21 protein-coding genes are annotated in these 21425 nt (G+C 67.1%); 12 read left to right on the top strand and 9 right to left on the bottom strand.

Annotated elements, in window-relative coordinates; genetic code table 11:
• Positions 1-76: 76 nt before the first annotated feature.
• Positions 77-481: a hypothetical protein gene (locus tag FHW81_RS09335; RefSeq protein ID WP_003104642.1), complete on the top strand. Its 405-nt coding sequence runs from the start codon at positions 77-79 to the stop codon at positions 479-481.
• Here FHW81_RS09335 and FHW81_RS09330 read toward each other — a convergent pair.
• Complete coding sequence (locus tag FHW81_RS09330) at positions 478-2685, bottom strand: mechanosensitive ion channel family protein (RefSeq protein WP_003104646.1); 2208 nt, start codon at positions 2683-2685, stop codon at positions 478-480. The genes FHW81_RS09335 and FHW81_RS09330 overlap by 4 nt on opposite strands.
• Before the next feature lie 287 nt (positions 2686-2972).
• On the opposite strand from FHW81_RS09330, the gene FHW81_RS09325 reads away from it, so the two are divergent.
• From FHW81_RS09325 to ntrC, 4 genes are all read left to right on the top strand, one after another.
• On the top strand, positions 2973-3494 hold the full coding sequence (locus tag FHW81_RS09325) for a DUF4124 domain-containing protein (RefSeq protein ID WP_003104660.1): 522 nt from the start codon (positions 2973-2975) through the stop codon (positions 3492-3494).
• Positions 3491-4063: a DUF4124 domain-containing protein gene (locus FHW81_RS09320; RefSeq protein WP_003114474.1), complete on the top strand. Its 573-nt coding sequence runs from the start codon at positions 3491-3493 to the stop codon at positions 4061-4063. The genes FHW81_RS09325 and FHW81_RS09320 overlap by 4 nt, the downstream gene beginning before the upstream one ends.
• Before the next feature lie 270 nt (positions 4064-4333).
• A complete protein-coding gene (gene ntrB, locus FHW81_RS09315) occupies positions 4334-5410 on the top strand; it encodes a two-component system sensor histidine kinase NtrB (protein ID WP_003146467.1) in 1077 nt (358 codons plus the stop codon).
• A 2-nt stretch (positions 5411-5412) separates the two neighbouring features.
• A complete protein-coding gene (gene ntrC / locus FHW81_RS09310) occupies positions 5413-6843 on the top strand; it encodes a two-component system response regulator NtrC (RefSeq protein WP_003104661.1) in 1431 nt (476 codons plus the stop codon).
• A gap of 812 nt (positions 6844-7655) precedes the next feature.
• Here the strand turns inward: ntrC and FHW81_RS09305 are convergent.
• On the bottom strand, positions 7656-8123 hold the full coding sequence (locus FHW81_RS09305; protein ID WP_019396203.1) for a hypothetical protein: 468 nt from the start codon (positions 8121-8123) through the stop codon (positions 7656-7658).
• Here FHW81_RS09305 and trmL point away from each other — a divergent pair.
• A complete protein-coding gene (gene trmL, locus FHW81_RS09300; RefSeq protein ID WP_003162967.1) occupies positions 8122-8583 on the top strand; it encodes a tRNA (uridine(34)/cytosine(34)/5-carboxymethylaminomethyluridine(34)-2'-O)-methyltransferase TrmL in 462 nt (153 codons plus the stop codon). The two genes, FHW81_RS09305 and trmL, sit on opposite strands and share 2 nt — an antisense overlap.
• 58 nt (positions 8584-8641) lie before the next feature.
• Here trmL and secB read toward each other — a convergent pair whose 3' ends face one another.
• Genes secB through FHW81_RS09285 form a run of 3 tightly spaced genes read right to left on the bottom strand, consistent with a single transcriptional unit; the run spans position 8642 to position 9845 of the window.
• Entirely contained in the window at positions 8642-9133 is a 492-nt protein-coding gene (gene secB, locus FHW81_RS09295; protein WP_003096050.1) for a protein-export chaperone SecB, read from the bottom strand.
• A gap of 36 nt (positions 9134-9169) precedes the next feature.
• The gene (grxC, locus tag FHW81_RS09290) at positions 9170-9424 is read right to left on the bottom strand and encodes a glutaredoxin 3 (protein ID WP_003096057.1); all 255 of its coding nucleotides are present in this window, start codon (positions 9422-9424) and stop codon (positions 9170-9172) included.
• A gap of 1 nt (position 9425) precedes the next feature.
• Positions 9426-9845: a rhodanese-like domain-containing protein gene (locus FHW81_RS09285; RefSeq protein ID WP_003096058.1), complete on the bottom strand. Its 420-nt coding sequence runs from the start codon at positions 9843-9845 to the stop codon at positions 9426-9428.
• 324 nt (positions 9846-10169) lie between these two features.
• On the opposite strand from FHW81_RS09285, the gene gpmM reads away from it, so the two are divergent.
• The 6 genes from gpmM (at position 10170) to FHW81_RS09255 (ending at position 17947) form a co-directional block, all read left to right on the top strand.
• Positions 10170-11717, top strand: coding sequence for a 2,3-bisphosphoglycerate-independent phosphoglycerate mutase (gene gpmM / locus FHW81_RS09280; RefSeq protein ID WP_010793679.1), 1548 nt, complete (start codon positions 10170-10172; stop codon positions 11715-11717).
• 313 nt (positions 11718-12030) lie between these two features.
• Complete coding sequence (locus FHW81_RS09275; protein WP_016254004.1) at positions 12031-12849, top strand: CPBP family intramembrane glutamic endopeptidase; 819 nt, start codon at positions 12031-12033, stop codon at positions 12847-12849.
• Between the two features lie 149 nt (positions 12850-12998).
• Complete coding sequence (locus FHW81_RS09270; protein ID WP_003123645.1) at positions 12999-14285, top strand: murein hydrolase activator EnvC family protein; 1287 nt, start codon at positions 12999-13001, stop codon at positions 14283-14285.
• Positions 14286-14313: 28 nt separating this feature from the next.
• Complete coding sequence (gene cptA / locus FHW81_RS09265) at positions 14314-15624, top strand: proteolytic complex protein CptA (protein ID WP_003096067.1); 1311 nt, start codon at positions 14314-14316, stop codon at positions 15622-15624.
• A complete protein-coding gene (locus tag FHW81_RS09260; protein ID WP_003096069.1) occupies positions 15624-16397 on the top strand; it encodes a divergent polysaccharide deacetylase family protein in 774 nt (257 codons plus the stop codon). Before cptA ends, FHW81_RS09260 begins: the two co-directional genes overlap by 1 nt.
• A 68-nt stretch (positions 16398-16465) precedes the next feature.
• Entirely contained in the window at positions 16466-17947 is a 1482-nt protein-coding gene (locus tag FHW81_RS09255; protein ID WP_034082160.1) for a hypothetical protein, read from the top strand.
• A 36-nt stretch (positions 17948-17983) separates the two neighbouring features.
• Here FHW81_RS09255 and FHW81_RS09250 read toward each other — a convergent pair whose 3' ends face one another.
• The 4 genes from FHW81_RS09250 to hisF form a co-directional block, all read right to left on the bottom strand.
• Positions 17984-18739: a substrate-binding periplasmic protein gene (locus tag FHW81_RS09250; RefSeq protein ID WP_003096075.1), complete on the bottom strand. Its 756-nt coding sequence runs from the start codon at positions 18737-18739 to the stop codon at positions 17984-17986.
• Positions 18740-18888: 149 nt separating this feature from the next.
• Positions 18889-19641, bottom strand: coding sequence for a substrate-binding periplasmic protein (locus FHW81_RS09245; protein WP_033867839.1), 753 nt, complete (start codon positions 19639-19641; stop codon positions 18889-18891).
• Positions 19642-19731: 90 nt separating this feature from the next.
• On the bottom strand, positions 19732-20478 hold the full coding sequence (locus tag FHW81_RS09240) for a substrate-binding periplasmic protein (RefSeq protein WP_003106332.1): 747 nt from the start codon (positions 20476-20478) through the stop codon (positions 19732-19734).
• A gap of 171 nt (positions 20479-20649) precedes the next feature.
• Complete coding sequence (gene hisF / locus FHW81_RS09235) at positions 20650-21420, bottom strand: imidazole glycerol phosphate synthase subunit HisF (RefSeq protein ID WP_003106334.1); 771 nt, start codon at positions 21418-21420, stop codon at positions 20650-20652.
• Between the last annotated feature and the right edge of the window lie 5 nt (positions 21421-21425).

Genomic DNA, 21425 nt, shown 5'->3' with positions numbered 1-21425 from the left:
CATGGAGAAACGCAAAGTTCGCCGCGCCGTTCGGTTAGACTTGCCGCGCTCCCCGCCCCAAGGATAAGGACCGTCCATGCGTCACTCTCTCTGGCTCCTGCTCGCCGCCATCCTCAGCCTGCCCGCCCAGGCCGGCACCGAATGCCGCGATATCCACGACCGCGACCTGCGGCGCATGTGCAACGCACTGGAACGCGGCGACAGCGGGGATTGCGGCGACATCGACAGCCGCGACCTGCGGCGTTACTGCGGCGCGCTGCTGGCGCCGGGACAGCGCTACGACTGCGACGACATCCGCGACGGCGACACGCGCCGCCAGTGCCGCGCCATCGTCCGCGGCGACCGCAAGCGCTGCGACGACATCGACAGCCGCGACATGCGCCGCCAGTGCCGGGCCGTGGTATCGCGTGCGCCGTGGCAGTGCGACGGCATCGACGACCGCGACATGCGCCGCATCTGCCGGGTCATCCTGTCGCGCTAGATGCCGCCGTCCGCCGGCGTGCCCGGCTCGTCCGGTTCCGCGGATTTCGCCTTGGGCGCCCGGCTCAACTGTACGTTGAGACGCGGCATGGACAGTTCGAGGCCGGCCTGGTCGAGGCGCCGACGCAGGCGCAGGTTGAACGCCCGCTGGACCTCCCACTGCTTGATCGGCGCGGTCTTGAAGCGGAAGCGCAGGATCGCCTGGCCGTTGTCGAAACTCTCCACGCCCTGCAATTCCATCGGCGACCACAGGTTGCGGTAGACCGCCGGGTCGCTGCGCAGCTCCATCGCGACCTCGCGCACCAGCGCCACCGCGTCGTCGATCGGCATGCTCGCCGGCACCGGCCAGCGGAACATCGCGTAGCCGAACTGGCGCGAGTAGTTCTTGATGCTCTTGATCTCGCTGAACGGGATGGTATGCACCACGCCGTCCAGGTCGCGCAGGCGCACGGTACGGATGGTCAGGCCCTCGACCGTGCCAAGGTGGCCGCCGACGTCGACGTAGTCGTCGATCGACAGCGAGTCCTCGATGATGATGAACAGGCCGGTGATCAGGTCCGCCACCAGCGACTGCGCGCCGAAGCCGATGGCCAGGCCGATCACGCCGGCACCGGCCAGCAACGGGGTGACGTTCATGCCCATGTTGGCCAGGGCGACGATCAGGGCGATCACCGCGATGGTGGCGAACAGTACGTTGCGGATCAGCGGCAGCATGGTCAGCGCGCGGGTGTTCGGCCGGCTCTTGCCGCCCAGGCCGAGGCTGTGCTGGATCGCGGTATCGGTGAGGATCCAGATCAGCCAGGCGACCAGCAGGGTGGTGCCGAAGCTGACTACCTTCATGCTGATCTGCTCGCCCTCGCCTTCCGCATAGCGAATCAGCGACATGCCCCAGACGCGCAAGGCGACCTCGATGAAGAACAGCACCACGAAGATGTGCAGCAGGGTGTAGCCGAAGCTTTGCAACTGCTCGATGTACGGCGCGCTGCGGCGCGGGCCGGCGCCGACCCGACTGGAACGGCGGCGGATCAGCCCGATCACGGTCATCGCCACCACCGCCAGCACCGCGCAGACCAGCGCCCGGCGCAACGCCGAACTGCTGTCGCCGGCGGAAACGAAGGTGGCGAATAGGGAAATCCCCACCAGCACCAGCACCGGCACGAACCACAGCGAGCCGACCAGTTGCACCAGGTCGTGCAGGCTACGGCGCTTGAGGCGGCGCTCCAGCGGCTGGTTGCGGATCAGGTGGGCGATCGGCCGGCGGAAACGCATCACGAACAGCGCGGTGAACAGCGCGGCGCTGGCGTTGGCCAGGGTACTCAGGCAGATCGAGGTGTGCTCGCCGAGGCCGGCGATCAGCCGCGGATCGTGGGCGACCTCGCCCAGCGCGGCGAGGCTGCCGATCAGCCACAACGGGCGGAACGCCTGGCGCCGCAGGATATCCAGGGCGCGCTGGCGGTGCGGGCCGCTGAGCAGCGAGAGGGAAATCACGCACAGCGCGGAGAACAGCGTGCCGCAGACCAGCACATAGGCCATGACCATCGCCAGGGTCTTGCTCAGGGAGTCCGGCAGCACCACCGACAGGTACAGGGTGATGAGGAAGGCCACCAGCCAGGGGCCCAGCTTGCGCAGGGAAAACAGCAGCAGGTCGCGGGTCTTCGGATGCTGCGGCAACTCCGCCGACAGGCCGAAGCGCTCGCGCATGCGCCGGCTGAGCCAGAGCAGCGCGCTAGCCAGGCAGGCCCAGAGGAGGATCACCACCGAAAAATCGAAGACCATCGCCGGCAGGTCGCGCCAGCTGGGAAAGCGCTCCTCGAGTTCGGCACGCGCCAGCTGGAACTGGTTGCCCCATAACGCGACCGGGCTGTTCGCGCCCTGGAACTGCTTTTCCAGGCTGGTCAGGGTATCGCCGATCAGCCCCAGCACCCCACCCTCGCTTTCCTTGCCTTTCTTGGTCACGTCCCGCAGCTGTTTCAGCTTTTTCAGCAGGTCGGCGCGTTGCCTGTCGTTCTCCAGGGTCTGGATGACCTGGTTCAGCGATTGTTCCAACTGCGCATCGCTGACCTTCTCGCCACCGGAGGAACTCCCCGCCAACGGGTTCGGCAGCGCCGCGGCGCCCGGCGGCGAGTAGAACAGGGCGGCGCAGAGGCACAGCAGCAGGGCCGCCAGGACGCGGGAGCGAAGGGTGAAGCGGGCGATGATCGGCACGAGAAAGGCAGTCCCCAAGGTGAGAAACCGAAACAGCCGCATCATACAAGCCGGACACCCGCCGTTTCGAACGGGGCCGCCGGCCGGCGGCGCAAGCACAGACACTCTGGCGCAACGAGGGTTCGCCCCGCCAGTGCCGGCTGAGACGAACGCAGCCGCGCGGCGGGGCACAGCGACCGCCAACGTGCCCCAGCGCACACCTTCGAATACCCGCATGCCGCACAATGCACGGCTTGCCAGCGCGCCGATGCGGTGCAACGCTTGGCAGGTTCACCCGGAGACCGTCCATGCGCCTGATCACCAGCTGCCTGCTCCTGGCCGCCGCCCTGCCGGCCATGGCGCAGATCTACCAATACACCGACGCCAACGGCAACAAGGTATTCACCAACCAGCCGCCAGACGGGGTGCAGGCGCAGACCGTCGAACTGCAGCCGACCAATACCGTAGGAATCGACACGCCGGAAAAGTCCTCCGCGGGCAATGCCCCGGCCGCCGATAGCGAGGCCGCCGCCTACGAGATCCTTGCCCTCAGCGACCTCCCCACGGAAGAGGCGCTGCGCGCCAATAACGGCACCTTCAACGTCAGCGTCAGCATCCGCCCGGCCCTGCACAGCGGCCACCAGTTGCAACTGGTGCTGGACGGCAAACCCTACGGCACGCCCAGCAGCGGCACCCGCTTCACCCTGCACGAGATCGACCGCGGCGACCACAGCCTCGCGGTACAGGTACTCAACGGCGAACGGGTGCTGCAATCCAGCCCGCCGGTGACCTTCACCGTGCAGCGCGTGCACCTCGGGAAGAAGCGATGATCCCGCGCATTCTCGGCGCCCTCCTGCTGTGCCTGGCCTGCGCCGCGCAAGCGGGGGTCTACACCTACATCGACGCCGAGGGCAACCGCGTCTACACCGACCAGCCGCCCAGCGGGCGCAAGGCCCAACGCGTCGAACTGGCGCCGGGCAACAGCGTGGCGCCGCCGGGCATACGCTATCGTCCGCCCGCCGCGCCGCTGGAGGTGAAGCCGCCGGCCTACCAGCTACTGCGCATCCTCTTCCCCGAACCGGACGCAACCCTGCGCGCCAACAGCGGCGACGTCATCGTCACCGTCACCAGCGAGCCGGCGCTGCTGCCCGGCCATCGCTATCGCCTGCTGCTCGACGGCAAGCCTGCCGGAGTGCCGGGACGCAGCCCGGTGTTCCCGTTGAAGAACCTCGATCGCGGCACCCACCAGGTCGCAGTGGAAATCATCGATGGCGACGGCATGACCGTCGAAAGCACCCCGAGCCAGCCCTTCCACCTGCATCGAGTGAGCATCGCCGGGCAACCCCTGCCGGAGGTCGATACGCCGCTGGTCAGCGCGATAGAGCCAAGCGAGCGCTAGCCGAACTTCCCCTGCCCACTCCGCCGTGGGCGGGATTTTCCGGTTTTTTTCCCGAATCTCCTGGCGAAAACGCCGCCGGCCACGCCAACGCACCAGATTGGTGCGATTACCCGCACCACTTTCTATACTGTCCCCATTTCGGGTCACCGCTCGTCGCCGAAAACCTTCCCGGCGCACCTCTAGCCAGCGCCTCGGCAGAAAAAACGCGCCTTTTCGGCGCCTGGTTTGCTTTTTGCATTTTCCTGCCCAACCTTGGAACAGCTGCCCGCCATGCCGACCGATACCCTGCACCGACTGTTGCTCGACAACCTGACCACCGCGGTGATCCTGCTCGACGGCGAACTGCGCCTGGAGTACATGAACCCGGCGGCGGAGATGCTCCTGGCCGTGAGCGGCCAGCGCAGCCACGGGCAATTCATCAGCGAGCTGTTCACCGAATCGCCGGAAGCCTTGAACTCGCTGCGCCAGGCGGTGGAACAGGCACATCCGTTCACCAAGCGCGAAGCGACCCTGACCTCGATCACCGGCGTCAGCATCACGGTCGACTATGCGGTGACGCCCATCCTCAACCGCAACGAGACGCTGCTGCTGCTCGAGGTCCATCCGCGCGATCGGCTGATGCGGATCACCCGCGAAGAAGCGCAGTTGTCCAAGCAGGAGACCACCAAGCTGCTGGTGCGCGGGCTCGCCCACGAGATCAAGAACCCGCTCGGCGGCATCCGCGGCGCAGCGCAACTGCTATCCCGCGAGCTGCCGGAAGAGTCGCTGAAGGACTACACCAACGTCATCATCGAAGAAGCCGACCGGTTGCGGAACCTGGTGGACCGCATGCTCGGCTCGAACAAACTGCCGAACCTGGCGCCGACCAACATCCATGAAGTGCTGGAGCGGGTCAGCAGCCTGGTGGAAGCGGAGAGCCAGGGCAGCATCACCCTGGTCCGCGACTACGACCCGAGCATCCCCGACCTGCTGCTCGACCGCGAGCAAATGATCCAGGCCGTGCTCAACATGGTACGCAACGCCATGCAGGCGATCGCCGGGCAGAACGACCTGCGCCTCGGTCGCATCACCCTGCGCAGCCGTACCCTGCGCCAGTTCACCATCGGCCACACGCGTCACCGCCTGGTGTGCAAGGTGGAGATCATCGACAACGGCCCGGGCATTCCGGCCGAGCTCCAGGAAACCATCTTCTACCCCATGGTCAGCGGCCGTCCGGACGGTACCGGACTCGGCCTGGCCATCGCCCAGAACATCATCAGCCAGCACCAGGGGCTGATTGAATGCGAGAGCCACCCCGGCCATACCGTGTTCAGTCTGTTCCTGCCCCTGGAACAAGGAGTGCATTGACCATGAGCCGATCAGAGACCGTCTGGATCGTCGACGACGACCGCTCCATCCGCTGGGTACTGGAAAAAGCCCTGCAACAGGAAGGCATGACCACGGTGAGCTTCGACAGCGCCGACAGCGTGATCGGCCGCCTCGGCCGGCAGCAGCCGGACGTGATCATCTCCGATATCCGCATGCCCGGCGCCAGCGGCCTCGACCTGCTGGCGCAGATCCGCGAACTGCATCCGCGCCTGCCGGTGATCATCATGACCGCGCATTCCGACCTCGACAGCGCGGTGGCCTCCTACCAGGGCGGCGCCTTCGAATACCTGCCCAAGCCGTTCGACGTCGACGAGGCGGTCTCCCTGGTCAAGCGCGCCAACCAACACGCCCAGGAGCAGCAGGGCCTGGAGCTGCCGGCGAACCAGGCGCGCACGCCGGAGATCATCGGCGAGGCGCCGGCGATGCAGGAGGTATTCCGCGCCATCGGCCGCCTCAGCCATTCCAACATCACCGTGCTGATCAACGGCGAATCGGGTACCGGCAAGGAGCTGGTCGCCCATGCCCTGCATCGCCACAGCCCGCGCGCAGCCTCGCCATTCATCGCGCTGAACATGGCGGCGATCCCCAAGGACCTGATGGAATCCGAGCTGTTCGGCCATGAGAAGGGCGCCTTCACCGGGGCCGCCGCCCAGCGCCGCGGACGCTTCGAGCAAGCCGATGGCGGCACCCTGTTCCTCGACGAGATCGGCGACATGCCGGCCGACACCCAGACCCGCCTGCTGCGCGTCCTGGCCGACGGCGAGTTCTACCGGGTCGGCGGGCACACGCCGGTGAAGGTCGACGTGCGGATCATCGCCGCCACCCACCAGAACCTGGAAAGCCTGGTGCGCGACGGCAAGTTCCGCGAGGACCTGTTCCATCGCCTGAACGTGATCCGCATCCACATCCCGCGGCTGGCCGACCGCCGCGAGGACATCCCGGCGCTGGCCCGGCACTTCCTCAGCCGCGCCGCCCAGGAGCTGGCGGTGGAACCCAAGCTGCTGAAGGCGGAAACCGAGGAGTACCTGAAGAACCTCGGCTGGCCGGGCAACGTCCGCCAACTGGAGAACACCTGTCGCTGGATCACCGTGATGGCCTCCGGCCGCGAGGTGCACATCGACGACCTGCCGCCGGAGCTGCTGACCCAGCCGCAGGACAGCGCGCCGGCGGCGAACTGGGAACAGGCCCTTCGCCAGTGGGCCGACCAGGCGCTGGGCCGCGGCCAGTCGAACCTGCTGGACAGCGCCGTGCCGGCCTTCGAACGGATCATGATAGAAACCGCCCTCAAGCACACCGCCGGCCGCCGCCGCGATGCCGCCGTGCTGCTCGGCTGGGGCCGCAATACCCTGACCCGCAAGATCAAGGAGCTGGGGATGAACGTCGATGGAGCCGACGACGAAGGCGACGACTGAAGCGCCACTGCTCCCATGAGCGACCCAACGGGGCCTTCGGGCCCCGTTTTTCATGGTCCGTCGCGCGCCCGTACCAAGCGAGACGCCGCCCCAGCCTCGGCAGGGCGCCCGCCCGGAACCACCGGTCAAATCGTAGCGTAGGGCGAATAACCGCATCGCGGTTATCCGCCGATTGTGCAGGGCCGCGGCGGATAATGCCTATGGCGTTATTCGCCCTACCGTCCGCAGCACAGCCCCAGCCTCGGCAGGGCGCCCGCCCGGCACCACCGGTCAAACCATGGCGTAGGGCGAATAACCGCATCGCGGTTATCCGCCGGCTGTGCAGGGCAGCGGCCCTTGCCCGGATTTTGGGCAGCGTGCACCAGCAGGCGACAAATCGGCATCAATCGCTGGCGGAAAAGCCCGCTCCGTCATTTTTCCGCAATCGACTTCCCACAAACCCCTGGGATGCCGCCAAGCCCTTGATCCACGGGCTTCCAGAGGCATTCATCACCAGCTCGCCCACAGACTTATCCACAATCCTTCAGGAAAGCGAGCGCGCCGCCAGCGCGCTCATGAGAATTGGCACAGCCCCTGCATTGGAGCAGATAACGAAGATTTCGGGGGCCTCGGTACAGGCAGGCTGGGGAATCCCCTCTTTTACACCCGGCGGCAGACGCAGCATCCGCGCGCAACCGCCACACCCGTTTCGGGGACCTCGGTACAGGCAGGCTGAGAACTCCCCTCTTTTATGCCCGGCGGTAGCGCAGCGATCCGCGCCTCCGCCCTCCCGTTTGGGGACCTCGGTACAGGCAGGCTGAGAATTCCCCCTTTTATTCCCGGCCGTCGCGCTCCTGCAGTTCGACGACGAGGCGCCAGCCCTCGCCATCCTCCGACCACTGCCAGCGCCCCTGCAAGGGGCGGGTCGAGACCAGGCTCAACAGCAGCGCCTTTCCCTCCTCGCGGAGGCGCCAGCGCAACGGCTGGCCCAGCCATCGCCCGTCTCCCTGCTGCGCCGCGCCCCGGGCGACGATGCGCAACGTCAGGGCACCCTCCACCCGTGCCGCCGTAACCGCAGCCTGGCGATCGAAGCGCAGGACCAGGCCCTGCTCGCTCTCCCCGACCGCCAGCAGTTGCGGCGCAGACGTCGGCAGCGAAGCGGGACCGAACAACCTGCCGAGCATCAGCCCGAACAACAACCCGGCAAGCACCAGCGCACCCCAGACTTTCCAGCGCTGGCGCCGCAGATCGTCGATGGCGGAGGTAGAATGCCGCCCGTTATCTGCTCCGGAGCCCTGCATGTTCCACGTCATCCTGTTTCAACCGGAGATACCTCCGAATACCGGCAACATTATCAGGCTCTGCGCCAACGCCGGATGCAGTCTGCACCTGATCGAGCCGCTCGGTTTCGAACTGGACGACAAGCGCTTGCGCCGTGCCGGCCTCGACTACCACGAATACGCCAGCGTACGCCGCTACCCGGATCTGCAGAGCTGCCTCGAGGCCCTCGGCCAGCCACGCCTGTTCGCCTTCACCACCAAGGGGTCGCGGGCCTTCCACGAAGTGGCCTACCAGCGCGACGATGCCTTCCTCTTCGGCCCGGAAAGCCGCGGACTGCCGGAGAACGTGCGCAACGCCCTGCCAACCGATCGGCGCCTGCGCCTGCCGATGCGCGAAGGCTGCCGTAGCCTGAACCTGTCCAACACGGTGGCGGTGACCGTCTACGAAGCCTGGCGCCAGCTCGGCTTCGCCATGGACTGAGCCGGCTGACAGGCATGAAAAAGCCCGCGCAAGGCGGGCTTCTTCGCAAGCGCTGGGCTTACTGGACCGACGGCGTCGGGATCTCGCCGGAGGCCTGCATGCGGGCGATTTCCTGGGCGTAGAGGGCGTCGAAGTTCACCGGCGACAGCATCAGCGCCGGGAACGAACCGCGTACCACCAGGTTGTCCAGGGCTTCGCGAGCGTACGGGAAGAGGATGTTCGGGCAGAACGCGCCAAGGGTATGGCTCATGCTCGACGGATCGAGGTTCTTGATCAGGAAGATGCCGGCCTGCTGCACTTCGGCGATGAAGGCAGTGGTGTCCTCGCCGTTCTTCACGGTCACCGATACGGTCAGGACCACTTCGTAGAAGTCGCCGTCCAGCTGCTTCTGGCGAGTGTTCAGGTCCAGGCTGATGGACGGGTTCCATTCCTGGCGGAAGATTTCCGGTGACTTCGGCGACTCGAACGACAGGTCGCGCAGGTAGATGCGCTGCAGGGAGAACTGGGGTTGCTGCTCGTCGGCAGCGCCGTTGGTAGCTTGCTCGGTCATTTTCGGGCCTTCCCTTGGGTCAATTCATGAATGGTTTCAGGCAGACAGCAGCGCGTCCAGCTTGCCGGCGCGCTCCAGTGCATGAAGGTCGTCGCAGCCGCCGACATGGGTCTCGCCGATCCAGATCTGCGGCACGGTGGTCGATCCCGCCTTGCGTGCCAGCTCGGCGCGCAGTTCGGGCTTGCCGTCGCAGGCGATCTCCTGGAAGTCCACGCCCTTGCGTTGCAGCAACTGCTTGGCGCGGATGCAGTACGGACACCAGGCGGTGGTGTAGATCACGACGGGCGGCATGTCACTTCACCAGCGGCAGGTTGTCGCCGCGCCAGCTGCCGATCCCGCCGGACAGCTTGGCGGCGTTGAAGCCGGCCTTCTTCAGGACGCCGCCCCAGGTACCGGAGTGCTGGCCCATGGCGTCGACCAGGATGATGGTCTTGCCCTTGTACTTTTCCAGTTCGGTCATGCGGCTGTTCAGCTTGTCGGCCGGGATGTTCAGCGCGTCGACGATGTGCCCGCTGGCGAACTCCTTGGCCGGACGGATATCCAGGACCACCGCCTGGTCGGCATTGACCAGCGCGGTCAGCTCGCGGGTCGACAGGCTCTTGCCGCCCTTGCGCAGCTCGTGCAGCAACAGCAGGACCAGCAGGACCAGCAGCGCCGCGACCAGCAGGTAGTGGTTGGTGGCGAACTCGATCAGACGGGAAACGAATTGCATGGTGACGGATATCCAGGGCGTAAAAATGCCGGCCAGTATACAGACCGCGCCGGCCAGGGGGGAACCCGCCGGGCGGCGCCCCGCTCGGCTCCAGGAAATGGCGTCGCGGGAAACTTCACGGTTAGAATGCCGGTCCTTTTCTGTGAAGCTGGCCAGTTCCGGCCCGGGCACGGTTCGGGCGGGACAGAGGGAGCGAGGATAGCGGCATTCGGTTGCGGATCGGCGTCATCGGTTTAATCAATCAGCCTCTTCCTACGTCTTGAACGACAATGTTCCCACTAAATTTGGTCAGTTTCTGAACCCCGCGGAAATAGAGCCGGACATATGACTGCCACGCCCAAACCCCTGGTCCTGATCATCCTGGACGGCTTCGGCCACAGCGAAAGCCCTGACTACAACGCCATCTACGCCGCGAAGAAGCCGGTCTGGGATCGCCTCCTGGCAACCCAGCCGCACGGCCTGATCTCCGGCTCCGGCATGGACGTCGGCCTGCCCGACGGCCAGATGGGCAATTCCGAGGTCGGCCACATGAACCTCGGCGCAGGCCGCGTGGTGTACCAGGACTTCACCCGCGTCACCAAGGCCATCCGCGACGGCGAATTCTTCGAAAACCCGGTGATCGCCGCGGCGGTCGACAAGGCCGTCGCCGCCGACAAGGCGGTGCACATCCTCGGCCTGCTCTCCCCGGGCGGCGTACACAGCCATGAAGACCACCTGGTGGCAATGGCGCAGATGGCCGCCAGGCGCGGCGCCGGCAAGATCTACCTGCATGCCTTCCTGGATGGCCGCGATACCCCGCCGAAAAGCGCGCAACCGTCGCTGGAGCGTCTCGACGCCACCTTCGCCGGGCTCGGCAAGGGCCGCATCGCCTCGATCATCGGCCGCTATTTCGCGATGGACCGCGACAACCGCTGGGACCGCGTCCAGGCCGCCTATGAACTGATCGTCGACGGCAAGGCCGAGTTCACCGCCGACTCCTCGGTGGCAGCCCTCGAGGCCGCCTACGCCCGCGGCGAGAGCGACGAATTCGTCAAGGCCACCGCGGTGGTCCCGGCCGGCGCCGAAGCGGTGCGGGTCGAGGATGGCGACGCGGTGATCTTCATGAACTTCCGCGCCGACCGCGCCCGCGAGCTGAGCCGCGCCTTCGTCGAGCCGGCATTCAATGAGTTCCCCCGCGAACGAGCCCCGCAGCTGGCAGGTTTCGTCATGCTGACCCAGTACGCGGCGAGCATCCCGGCGCCCTGCGCCTTCCCGCCGGAGCCGCTGACCAACGTCCTCGGCGAGTACCTGGCCAAGCATGGCAAGACCCAGCTGCGCATCGCCGAGACCGAGAAGTACGCCCATGTGACCTTCTTCTTCTCCGGCGGCCGCGAGGAACCCTACGAGGGCGAGGAGCGCATCCTGATCCCCTCGCCGAAGGTCGCCACCTACGACCTGCAACCCGAGATGAGCGCGCCGGAAGTCACCGACCGTATCGTCGAGGCCATCGAGCAACAGCGCTACGACGTGATCGTGGTCAACTACGCCAACGGCGACATGGTCGGCCACACCGGGGTGTTCGAGGCCGCGGTCAAGGCCGTGGAGTGCCTGGACACCTGCATGGGCCGTATCGTCGAGGCGCTGGACAAGGTCGGCGGCGAAGCCCTGATCACCGCCGACCACGGCAATGTCGAGCAGATGGAAGACGAGTCCACCGGCCAGGCGCACACCGCGCACACCTGCGAACCGGTGCCCTTCGTCTACGTCGGCAAGCGCAAGCTGAGCATCCGCGAAGGCGGCGTGCTGGCCGACGTGGCGCCGACCATGCTGACCCTCATGGGGCTGGAGCAGCCGGCGGAAATGACCGGTCGCAGCATCGTCACCCTCGGCTGATCCGCGAACGACGAACTCCCGCGCAGGGCGGATAACCGCGTCGCGGTTATCCGCCGCTTCTGCATGCCATCGACGGATAACGCCTGCGACGTTATCCGCCGTAGCGGGCCGGGCGCCGCGCCCTGTTTCCACGACGCCACCTTCCCCGCTTTAACGCTGCCGATCGGCCGACAGGCCTGGCCACGCGGCGTCGAGACGTGTGCCGCGGTTTTCATTTTCCGCGTCTCCCCCCCTGCGTCCCGCTACGTCGCCGAGGCCCGTGCTAGCCTTGCCCGCGCTGTCTTTTCCATCTGCCCTACAAGGATTTCCGCCGATGTGGTTCCTCCTCGCCACCTCGCTCCTCGCCCTGTCCTTCCAGCGCCTGCTGGCCCTCGTCTTGCTGCTCGCGACCTGCTGCCTCGCCTTCTACGACGGGGTTCTCGCTCCGCCTGCGGTCGCCGCCCTGGCTGCACTGGGCGTCCTCGCCCTGTTACGCCGGCGCCTGGCGGCACGCCGCGCCTGGGCCCTGGGCCTGGAGCTGCTGCTGGTCGCCGGCGCGGTGGGCCTGTTCCTGCACCTGCTACCCGGCTTCGCCAACCCCAGGGTCCTGGACAAGGCGGTGGTCGGCCCGCAGAGCCTGCCGTTCACCATGTACTTCAACTTCGACAAGGCACTGGTGCCGTTCCTGCTACTGGCCTGCCTGCCGAGCCTGTTCCGCGACGAAGCCCGAGCTCCCGGCCGCCCCTGGCACTGGCTGCTGCTCGTGGCGGCGGTGCCGGCGCTGCTTCTACTGGCTGTCGGCGTCGGCCTGCTGCGGCCGGAACTCCACGCGCCGGCCTGGCTCTGGCAGTTCGTCCTGGCCAACCTGTTCTTCGTTTCCCTTGCCGAGGAAGCGCTGTTCCGCGGCTACCTGCAGCAACGCCTGGGCCAATGGCTGGGCCCCTGGCCCGCCCTGGCGCTGGCCTCGGCGCTGTTCGGCCTGGCGCACTTCGCCGGCGGCCCGCTGCTGATGCTGTTCGCCGGCCTCGCCGGGCTGATCTACGGGTTGGCCTGGCTGTGGAGCGGCCGCCTGTGGGTGGCGACGCTGTTCCACTTCGGGCTGAACCTGACGCATCTGCTGCTGTTCACCTACCCGCTCTACAGACCCGCCTGATGCCCGTGGCCTTCGTCGTCGACGACATCCGCCGCTGCCATCCGGCTGAAATACGTGGAAGCGCCCCACAGCGCGCGGTGCGGGGCGTTTTTTTTAACGGCGGCCACGGGCATACTAGGCCGGTCCAATTCCCAGGTGCCCGCCACCCCATGCTCCGCCTCCTTCCTCTCCTGCTATCCCTCGCCTGTCTCGCTCCGGCCTTCGCCGACGAGCGCGCCGACACCCAACGCCAGCTGGAACAGACGCAGAAGGACATCGGCGAGCTGAAGAAGCTGCTGGACGGCATCCAGCAGGAAAAGAGCGGCGTGCAGAAGCAGCTGAAGTCCACCGAGACCGAGATGGGCGACCTGGAAAAACAGATCAAGGCCCTGCAGGACGAGCTGGACAAGAGCGAAGCCGAGCTGAAACGGCTGGATGGGGAGAAAAAAAAACTCCAGGACGCGCGCATTGAGCAGCAGCGCCTCCTCGCCATCCAGGCCCGCGCGGCCTACCAGAGTGGACGCGAGGAATACCTGAAGCTGCTGCTGAACCAGGAACACCCGGAAAAATTCAGCCGCACCCTCACCTACTACGACTACATCAACAAAGCCCGTCTCGAACAGCTCGCCAGCTTCAACGAAACCCTCCGCCAGCTGGCCAACGTCGAGCAGGACATCTCTGCGCAGAAAGCCGAACAACTGAGCAAGCAAGGCGAGCTGGACAGCCGCCGCGAGGCGCTGGCAGCGACCCGCAAGGAGCGCCAGCAAGCCCTGGCCAAGCTGAACAGCGACTACCGCGAACGCGACCAGAAGCTCAAGTCCCGCCAACAGGACCAGGCCGAGCTGGCCAAGGTACTGCGGACCATCGAGGAAACCCTGGCCCGCCAGGCCCGCGAAGCCGCCGCCGCGGCGGAGCGCGAGCGCCAGCGCGCGCTGGCCGCCGAACGCGAGCGTGCGCGCCAGCAGCAGGCCGCCCCCGGACGAGTCACCAGCCCGCCGCGCGAACCTGCGCCGGGCCCGCTGGTCTCAAGCACTGGCGCGGTCTACGGCGGCGCGTTCGGCTCGGCCCGCGGCAAGCTGCCGTGGCCGGTGAATGGCCGCGTCGTGGCGCGCTTCGGCAGCCAGCGCGGCGACGATCCGCGGGCGAAATGGGACGGCGTACTGATTTCGGCGAGCGCCGGCAGCACCGTCCGCGCGGTGCACGGCGGACGCGTGGTATTCGCCGACTGGTTGCGCGGAGCCGGCCTGTTGGTCATCCTCGACCACGGTGGCGGCTACCTCAGCCTTTATGGCCATAATCAAAGCCTGCTGAAAGACGCCGGCGACACCGTGAAGGCCGGAGACCCGATCGCCACCGTTGGAACCAGCGGCGGCCAGAGTAGCCCGGCCGTGTACTTCGCCATTCGCCATCAGGGCCGCCCGGCGGACCCTACTACCTGGTGCCGCGCACAGGGATAGGCGCCGAACTCGTGATTAGGAGCTGAACATGCTGCATTGCTTCCGTCCCACCACCCTGGCGCTGGCCCTGCTGCTCGGCGCGGGCGCGGCCCAGGCTGCCGACGCCCCGGCCGACGCCGCGCCACTGGCCAACGGTAGCAGTGCCCCGCTGCCCCTCGACGAGCTGCGTACCTTCGCCGAGGTTCTCGACCGGGTGAAGGCCGCCTATGTCGAGCCAGTGGACGACAAGACCCTGCTGGAGAACGCCATCAAGGGCATGCTCAGCAACCTCGACCCGCACTCCGCCTACCTCGGCCCGGAGGACTTCGCCGAGCTGCAGGAAAGCACCAGCGGCGAGTTCGGCGGCCTGGGCATCGAGGTCGGCAGCGAAGACGGCTTCATCAAGGTGGTCTCGCCGATCGACGACACCCCCGCGGCCCGCGCCGGCATCCAGCCCGGCGACCTGATCGTGCAGATCGACGGCAAGCCGACCAAGGGCCAGTCGATGACCGAAGCGGTCGACAGCATGCGCGGCAAGGCCGGCTCCCCGATCACCCTGACCATCGTCCGCGATGGCGGCAGACCGTTCGACGTCGAACTCAAGCGCGCCATCATCAAGGTCAAGAGTGTCAAGAGCCAGGTCCTCGAACCCGGCTACGCCTACCTGCGCATCACCCAGTTCCAGGTCAACACCGGCGAGGAAGTGGTCAAGGCGCTGAACCAGCTGCGCAAGGACAACAAGGGCCGTCTCAAGGGCCTGGTCCTGGACCTGCGCAACAACCCCGGCGGCGTGCTGCAGTCCGCCGTCGAGGTAGCCGACGCCTTCCTCACCAAGGGCCTGATCGTCTACACCAAGGGCCGCATCGCCAACTCCGAGCTGCGCTTCAGCGCCGACCCGGCCGATCCCAGCGACAAGGTTCCGCTGGTGGTGCTGATCAACGGTGGCAGCGCCTCGGCGGCGGAAATCGTCGCCGGTGCCCTGCAGGACCAGAAGCGCGCGATCCTGATGGGCACCGACAGCTTCGGCAAGGGCTCGGTGCAGACCGTGCTGCCGCTGAACAACGACCGCGCCCTGAAGCTCACCACCGCGCTCTACTACACCCCCAACGGGCGCTCCATCCAGGCCCAGGGCATCGTTCCGGACATCGAGGTCGGACGCGCCAAGGTGACCCAGGAGCGGAGCAGCTTCGAGGGCTTCAAGGAAGCCGACCTGCAGGGCCACCTGGCCAACGGCAACGGCGGCGCCGACCGCCCCACCGGCAAGCGTGCCGCGCCGAGCGAGCGCCCGCAGGATTCCGACTACCAGCTCAGCCAGGCCCTTAGCCTGCTGAAAGGCCTGAGCGTCACCCGCGGCAACTGATGTCGGCGTTCCGCGTTGCCCTGCTGGGCCTGTGCCTGCTGTTCAACCAGGCCCAGGCCCGCCAGGACCCCGTCCCCTACCAGCGCCCGCCGCTGCTGACCGTGGTCATCGATGACCTCGGGCAGAACCTGGCACGCGACCGCCGGGTTCTCGACCTGCCCCCCGGCGTAACCCTGGCGATCATCCCGGAAACCCCGCATGCCGCCGAACTGGCCCGCGAGGCGCACCAGCGCGGGCGCACGGTGATCCTGCACATGCCGATGGACCCGGCCGGCGGTCCCTACGCCTGGCGGCCGGAGCTGACCCAGGAAGAGCGTGCGCGGCGGCTGGACGCGGCGCTGGCCAAGGTGCCGTTCGTGCAAGGCCTGAACAACCACGAGGGCAGCCGCATGACCGCGGTGCGCCCGGCGATGGCCTGGCTCGCCGAGGAACTCCAGCGTCGCGGCCTGTACCTGGTCGACAGCCGCACCAGCGCCGCCACCGTGGCCGCCAGCGAGGCGCAGCGGATCGGCCTGGCGAGCGTCTCGCGCGATGTGTTCCTCGACAACGAAGCCACACCGGAAGCGGTCTCCGCACAACTGCAGGCCGGCGTCGCCCTGGCCCGCAAGCAGGGTTCGGCGTTGCTCATCGGCCACCCGCACAAGGCCACCCTCGACGTGCTGGCGCGGGAGCTGCCGAAGCTGCGCGCCCAGGGCATCGAGCTGGTACCGCCGCAGATGCTCATCGGCGAGCGCGGCAACCGCAACGTCAACCCACGCCAGGCGCCGCACTGAAGCCGGGTTTACCGGCGTCGCGGCAGCGGTTAAGGTGACGTCCTCGTCATTCCTGCACGGACGCACCGATGGCCCGCCCTTCCCCTCCCATGCCCCTGCTCGCCGCCGCCCTGCTGGTCGCAGGCGCGATTCCCCTCGGTTTCATCTGGATCCTCACCAGCGCCAAGTTCGAGATAGGCGGCGCCAGCCCCGGCGAGAGCACCGTCGGCAAGGTCGAGAACATCGACCAGCGCGCCATGGAGCAATTCTGCACCGGCGTGCGGGCGACGCCCGCCGGCACCTGGCTGGTAGGCCGGCGCGAGGTCGGCCGCGACGAGCAGGCTCTGCCCGAGGGCGTCATCGACCTGGACCTGGTGGCGGCCGCCCAGCCCAGGGAAAAAGAGTCCGAACCCCACCTCTTCAACTTCCTCAACGGCATGCTGCTATCCGGCGGCGATCCGGAAACCACCTATGTCTCGCGCCTGGGCGCGGACGGCGTGTTCCACGAAGTGGCGCGGCTCGGCGAGACCGCCTGCCTGGAAGTCACGCCGGACGGTTCCAGCGTCTTCCTGCTCACCGGCCTGCGGCGCCCGGGCAAGGACAACGGTCAGCGCGAGCAGACAGTGGTGCTGCGCAGCGACGACCAGGGCAAGAGCTGGCGGCGGCTCGAGGAAGGCTTCATGGCCGAGGCGAATCGACTGGGCTGGGCTCTCGCACCGCGCTTCCACGGCAAGGACGAAGTCTGGGTCTGGGGTGATTTCGAATACGGCGGTGCCGATGGCGGCCAGGAACCCGGCCAGCCGAGCGGGCTGTTCTATTCGCCCGACCGCGGCGCCAGTGTCGAGTCGATCGCCACCTCCGCGCCGCTGCTGGTCGACCTCGCCTACGCCCGCGAGTTGGCGCCGAACGGCGTCAGCTGGGGCGACTACAACGGCAAGCACGGGCAGATCAAGGCACACGTCGCCCAACTGGACGCGGAGCGCGCCGCGATCTGGGTAAGCCAGACCTTCCGCTATGGCCCACCCGAGGGGCGCTACCTGACCAGCTCGATATTGGTCACCACCCAGGCCGAACTGCGCCGCGAGGGCGGACGCTGGCAGATGGGCGCGATCCGGCGCACCGACGGCGTGGCCGTCGAGCGCCTGGAACAGAACATGGACGGTCGGGTGATCGCAGTGCTCGACCACCCCGACGAATCGCGCTCGCTGATCGCCGAGCTCGATCGCGACGCGCTCGAATGGAAGATCACCGGCAAGCTGCCCAGCCCGTTCTGGCCCCTGCCGTCCAGTTCCGGGCTGCGCGGGTTCTACATGGGCAGGAATGTGCTGCTGGCCAACACCATGAGCCACTACGAAGTGCCGCTGTGGCTGTATCCCGACGAAGAGCCGGCGAGCGTCTCCGCCAACGCGGTGTACTACTCGGACGACTGGGGCTCATCCTGGCGCCGCCTGGACATCGCCGGCTACCTCGGCGTGCTCGGCTTCGACGAGGCGCACGACCGGGTGTTCTGGGCCCGCGGCAACTGGTACGACAGCCGCGACCTCGGCGTCCAGGCCTACGACCTAGACTGAGCCCCCTCGCCGCGCCGGCGGAGGGGCGCCCGCCAGTCAGAGGTAGTTGGCGACGGCTTCGTCGACGAAGCCTTCCTGGCGCATCTGCTCCAGGGCCTTTTGCAGGCGCTCCACCACCTCGTCCGGAGTGTCCTTGTTCAACGCCAGGTAGAGCTTGGCCTCGTTGAAACGCAGCACCGTCTGCAGGCCGGACACGCCTTCCTGCTTGGCCAGGTAGCGACCGACCGGATCGGTGGTGGCCCACAGGTCGATCTGCCCGCCGGTAAGCTTCTTCACGTTTTCCTGGTCGCGCAGGGCGTTGATCACCGGGATGCCCTGGGCCTCCAGGTGCTGGCTGACCGCGTCGTTCTTGTAGGCGCCGAGCTTGTAGCGGGCGGCGTCCTTGAGATTCTTCACGGCGATCTTGCTGCCGGCCGGCGCCAGCAACACCCAACTGGTGTCGGCCAGCGGGCCGACCCATTTGAACTGCGGCACCCGCTCGGGGGTGTAGGTCATGGAGAACAGCCCGTAGCCGGGCTTGTCCAGGGTCAACCGGTACAGGCGGTCCCAGGGGAAGCGCAGGCTCAGGGAATAGCCGATGCCGGCGCGCCTGAACATCTCCCGGACGATGTCGGCACTGATGCCGTCGATGCCATCGTCGCGGGCGAAGTTCTTGTCGTCCACCGCCATGTTGAAGGGCGGGAAGTTCTCGGTCAGCAGCACCACCTTGTAGTCGGCGGGCAATTCGGCACGGGCCGCGGAGGCCCCCAGCAACACCCCCAGGATCAGGGTCTGGATCAGGACTTTCAGCATGGTCACACCGCTCGCTTGGTTATCGTTATTGGCTAGCGGCATCCCTGCGTCAGGACGAAATACCTGGCTCGTCGGCCTTCCATGGCATTGCCGGCGGGGCCGGCAAAGGCGTTTCCCCGCCCGGCCCCCTGTTGGCCGGACGGAGCGAATCAGAGATAGCTGTTGAGGATGTCCTCGACGAAGCCTTCCTTGCGCATGCCGTCCAGGGCTGCCTGGAGCTTCTGCACCACTTCGTCGGGAGTCTCGCGGTTGAGCGCCAGGTACAGCTGGTCGCTGTTGAAGCGCAGCACCGTCTTCAGGCCGGTCACGCCTTCCTGCTTGGCCAGGTAGCGCCCGGCGGGATCGCCGCTGGCCCAGAGGTCGATCTGGCCCTTGACCAGCTTCTGCGCGTTTTCCTGGTCGCGTAGCGCCAGGTCGGCCTCGAAACCGTTCTTGCCGAGGAACTCGGCGATGGCATCGCCCTTGTAGGCGCCGATCCGGTATTTCTTCGCCTCGTCCAGGCTGCCCAGGGTGATCGGGCTGTCGCCCTTGGCCAGCAGCACCCAGTCGTCCGGGCCGATCGGACCGACCCACTTGAACTTGCCCTCGCGCTCGGCCAGGCGGGCGGTGACGAACACCCCGTAGCCGGGCTTCTCCAGCGCCAGCTTGTAGATGCGGTCCCAGGGGAAACGCAGGGTCAGGCTGTACTTGATGCCGGCGCGCTTGAACATCTCGCGGACGATATCCACGGCGATGCCGTCGATGTTGTCTTCCTGGGCGAAGTTCTTGCCGTTGATCGCCATGTTGTACGGCGGGAAGTTCTCCGTGAGCAGGACCATGCTGTAGTCGGGATCGGTTTCGGCGCGCGCGCCGCCGACCAGCAGCAGGGTTGCGAGCAGCGCGAAGAGCAGGCTTCTTTGCATTGTTGTCATCCTGTCAGGGGCCTGGAGCGAGGCAGAATAACCAGCGCCGCGCCGCCAGGCCAGCCTTTTGCCAGCATCGCCGGCGAGGCGTCAGTAGCGCTCGCGGATCTGCTTCAACAAGCCTTCGCTGCGCAGCGCGTCGACCGCCGTTTGCAACTTCTGCACCAGCTCGTCCGGGGTGTCCTTGTTCAGCGCCAGGAACAGCTCGGCGGTATGGAAACGCTGGACCACTTTCACTTCCTTGAGGCCCTCGCGCTGGGCGACGTAGCGCCCGCTCGGATCGGCGGTGACCCAGAGATCGATCTGCCCGCTGGCCAGCTTGTCGACGTTCTCGTTGTCGCGCAGCGCCAGTTGCACCTGCAGGCCGCGGTCGACCAGGTGCTGGCTGATGGCGTCGTTCTTGTAGCCGCCGATCCGGTAGCGCGCGGCGTCTTCCAGGCTGTTCAGGTGGATGCTGCTGTCGCCGCGGGCCATCAGTACCCAGTCGTTGACCGCCAGCGGGCCGACCCACTTGAACTTGTCCTCGCGCTCCGGCGTACGGGCGGTGGAAAACACGCCATAGCCGGGCTCGCTCAGCGCCTGCTGGTAGACCCGGTCCCAGGGGAAGCGCAGGATCAGCTGGCACTCGATCTGCGCGCGCTCGCAGGCGGCGCGCACGGTATCGGTGCTGATGCCGCTGATGCCATCGTCCTTGGCGTAGTTGCCGCCGTTCACCGCCATGTTGAACGGCACCAGGTTCTCGGTCAGCAGGACCAGGGTTTCGGCGCGCGCCAGGGCGCTAGCGCATAGCAGGGCCAGGCTGCCGACGCAGCCGAGAGCCAGACGGAAGATGGACATGGAGGACTCCCTGTCGGTCGCAATGTTTGTCGTTATGGCAGGGCATCGGCGCTCTAGCGGCACCTGATGCGGGGGGCGTGACTGTACCTGAAAGAAAGCCGCGCGAGTGTCGACTCGCGCTCAGGAATGGCTAGCCGATCACCGGCCCTGTGCGCTGCGGCGCAACGCGCCTCAGCGCACCACGATACCGCGGCTGGCCAGGTAGGCCTTGGCTTCCGGCACGGTGTACTCGCCGAAGTGGAAGATGCTCGCCGCGAGCACCGCGTCGGCCTTGCCCTCGAGGATGCCGGCGGCCAGGTGCTCCAGGTTGCCGACGCCGCCGGAAGCGATCACCGGCACGTTCACCGCCTCGCTGATGGCGCGGGTCACGCCCAGGTCGTAACCGCTCTTCACGCCGTCCTGGTCCATGCTGGTCAGGAGAATCTCGCCAGCGCCCAGGTCTTCCATCTTCTTCGCCCAGAGCACGGCATCCAGCCCGGTGGGCTTGCGCCCGCCATGGGTGAAGATTTCCCAGCGCGGCGCCTCGCCCGGGGCGGAAACCTTCTTCGCGTCGATGGCGACCACGATGCACTGCGAGCCGAAGCGGTCGGCGGCCTCACCGACGAACTCGGGGTTGAACACCGCGGCGGTGTTGATCGAGACCTTGTCCGCGCCGGCATTCAACAGGTTGCGGATGTCCTGCACGCTGCGTACGCCGCCGCCCACGGTCAGCGGAATGAACACCTGGCTAGCCATGCGCTCGACGGTATGCAGGGTGGTGTCGCGCCCGTCGACGCTGGCGGTGATATCGAGGAAGGTGATCTCGTCGGCACCCTGCTCGTCGTAACGGCGGGCGATCTCGACCGGGTCGCCGGCGTCGCGGATGTTCTCGAACTTGACGCCCTTGACCACTCGGCCGTTGTCCACGTCGAGGCAGGGGATGATGCGTTTTGCCAGTGCCATGCGGT

Origin of the sequence: Pseudomonas sp. RC10-4-2 (genome assembly GCF_050433085.1) — a bacterium.
In the GTDB taxonomy this organism is placed as follows: domain Bacteria; phylum Pseudomonadota; class Gammaproteobacteria; order Pseudomonadales; family Pseudomonadaceae; genus Pseudomonas; species Pseudomonas aeruginosa.
Note: the sequence above shows the minus strand (reverse complement) of the source record. Positions and strands in the feature narration are given on the sequence as shown.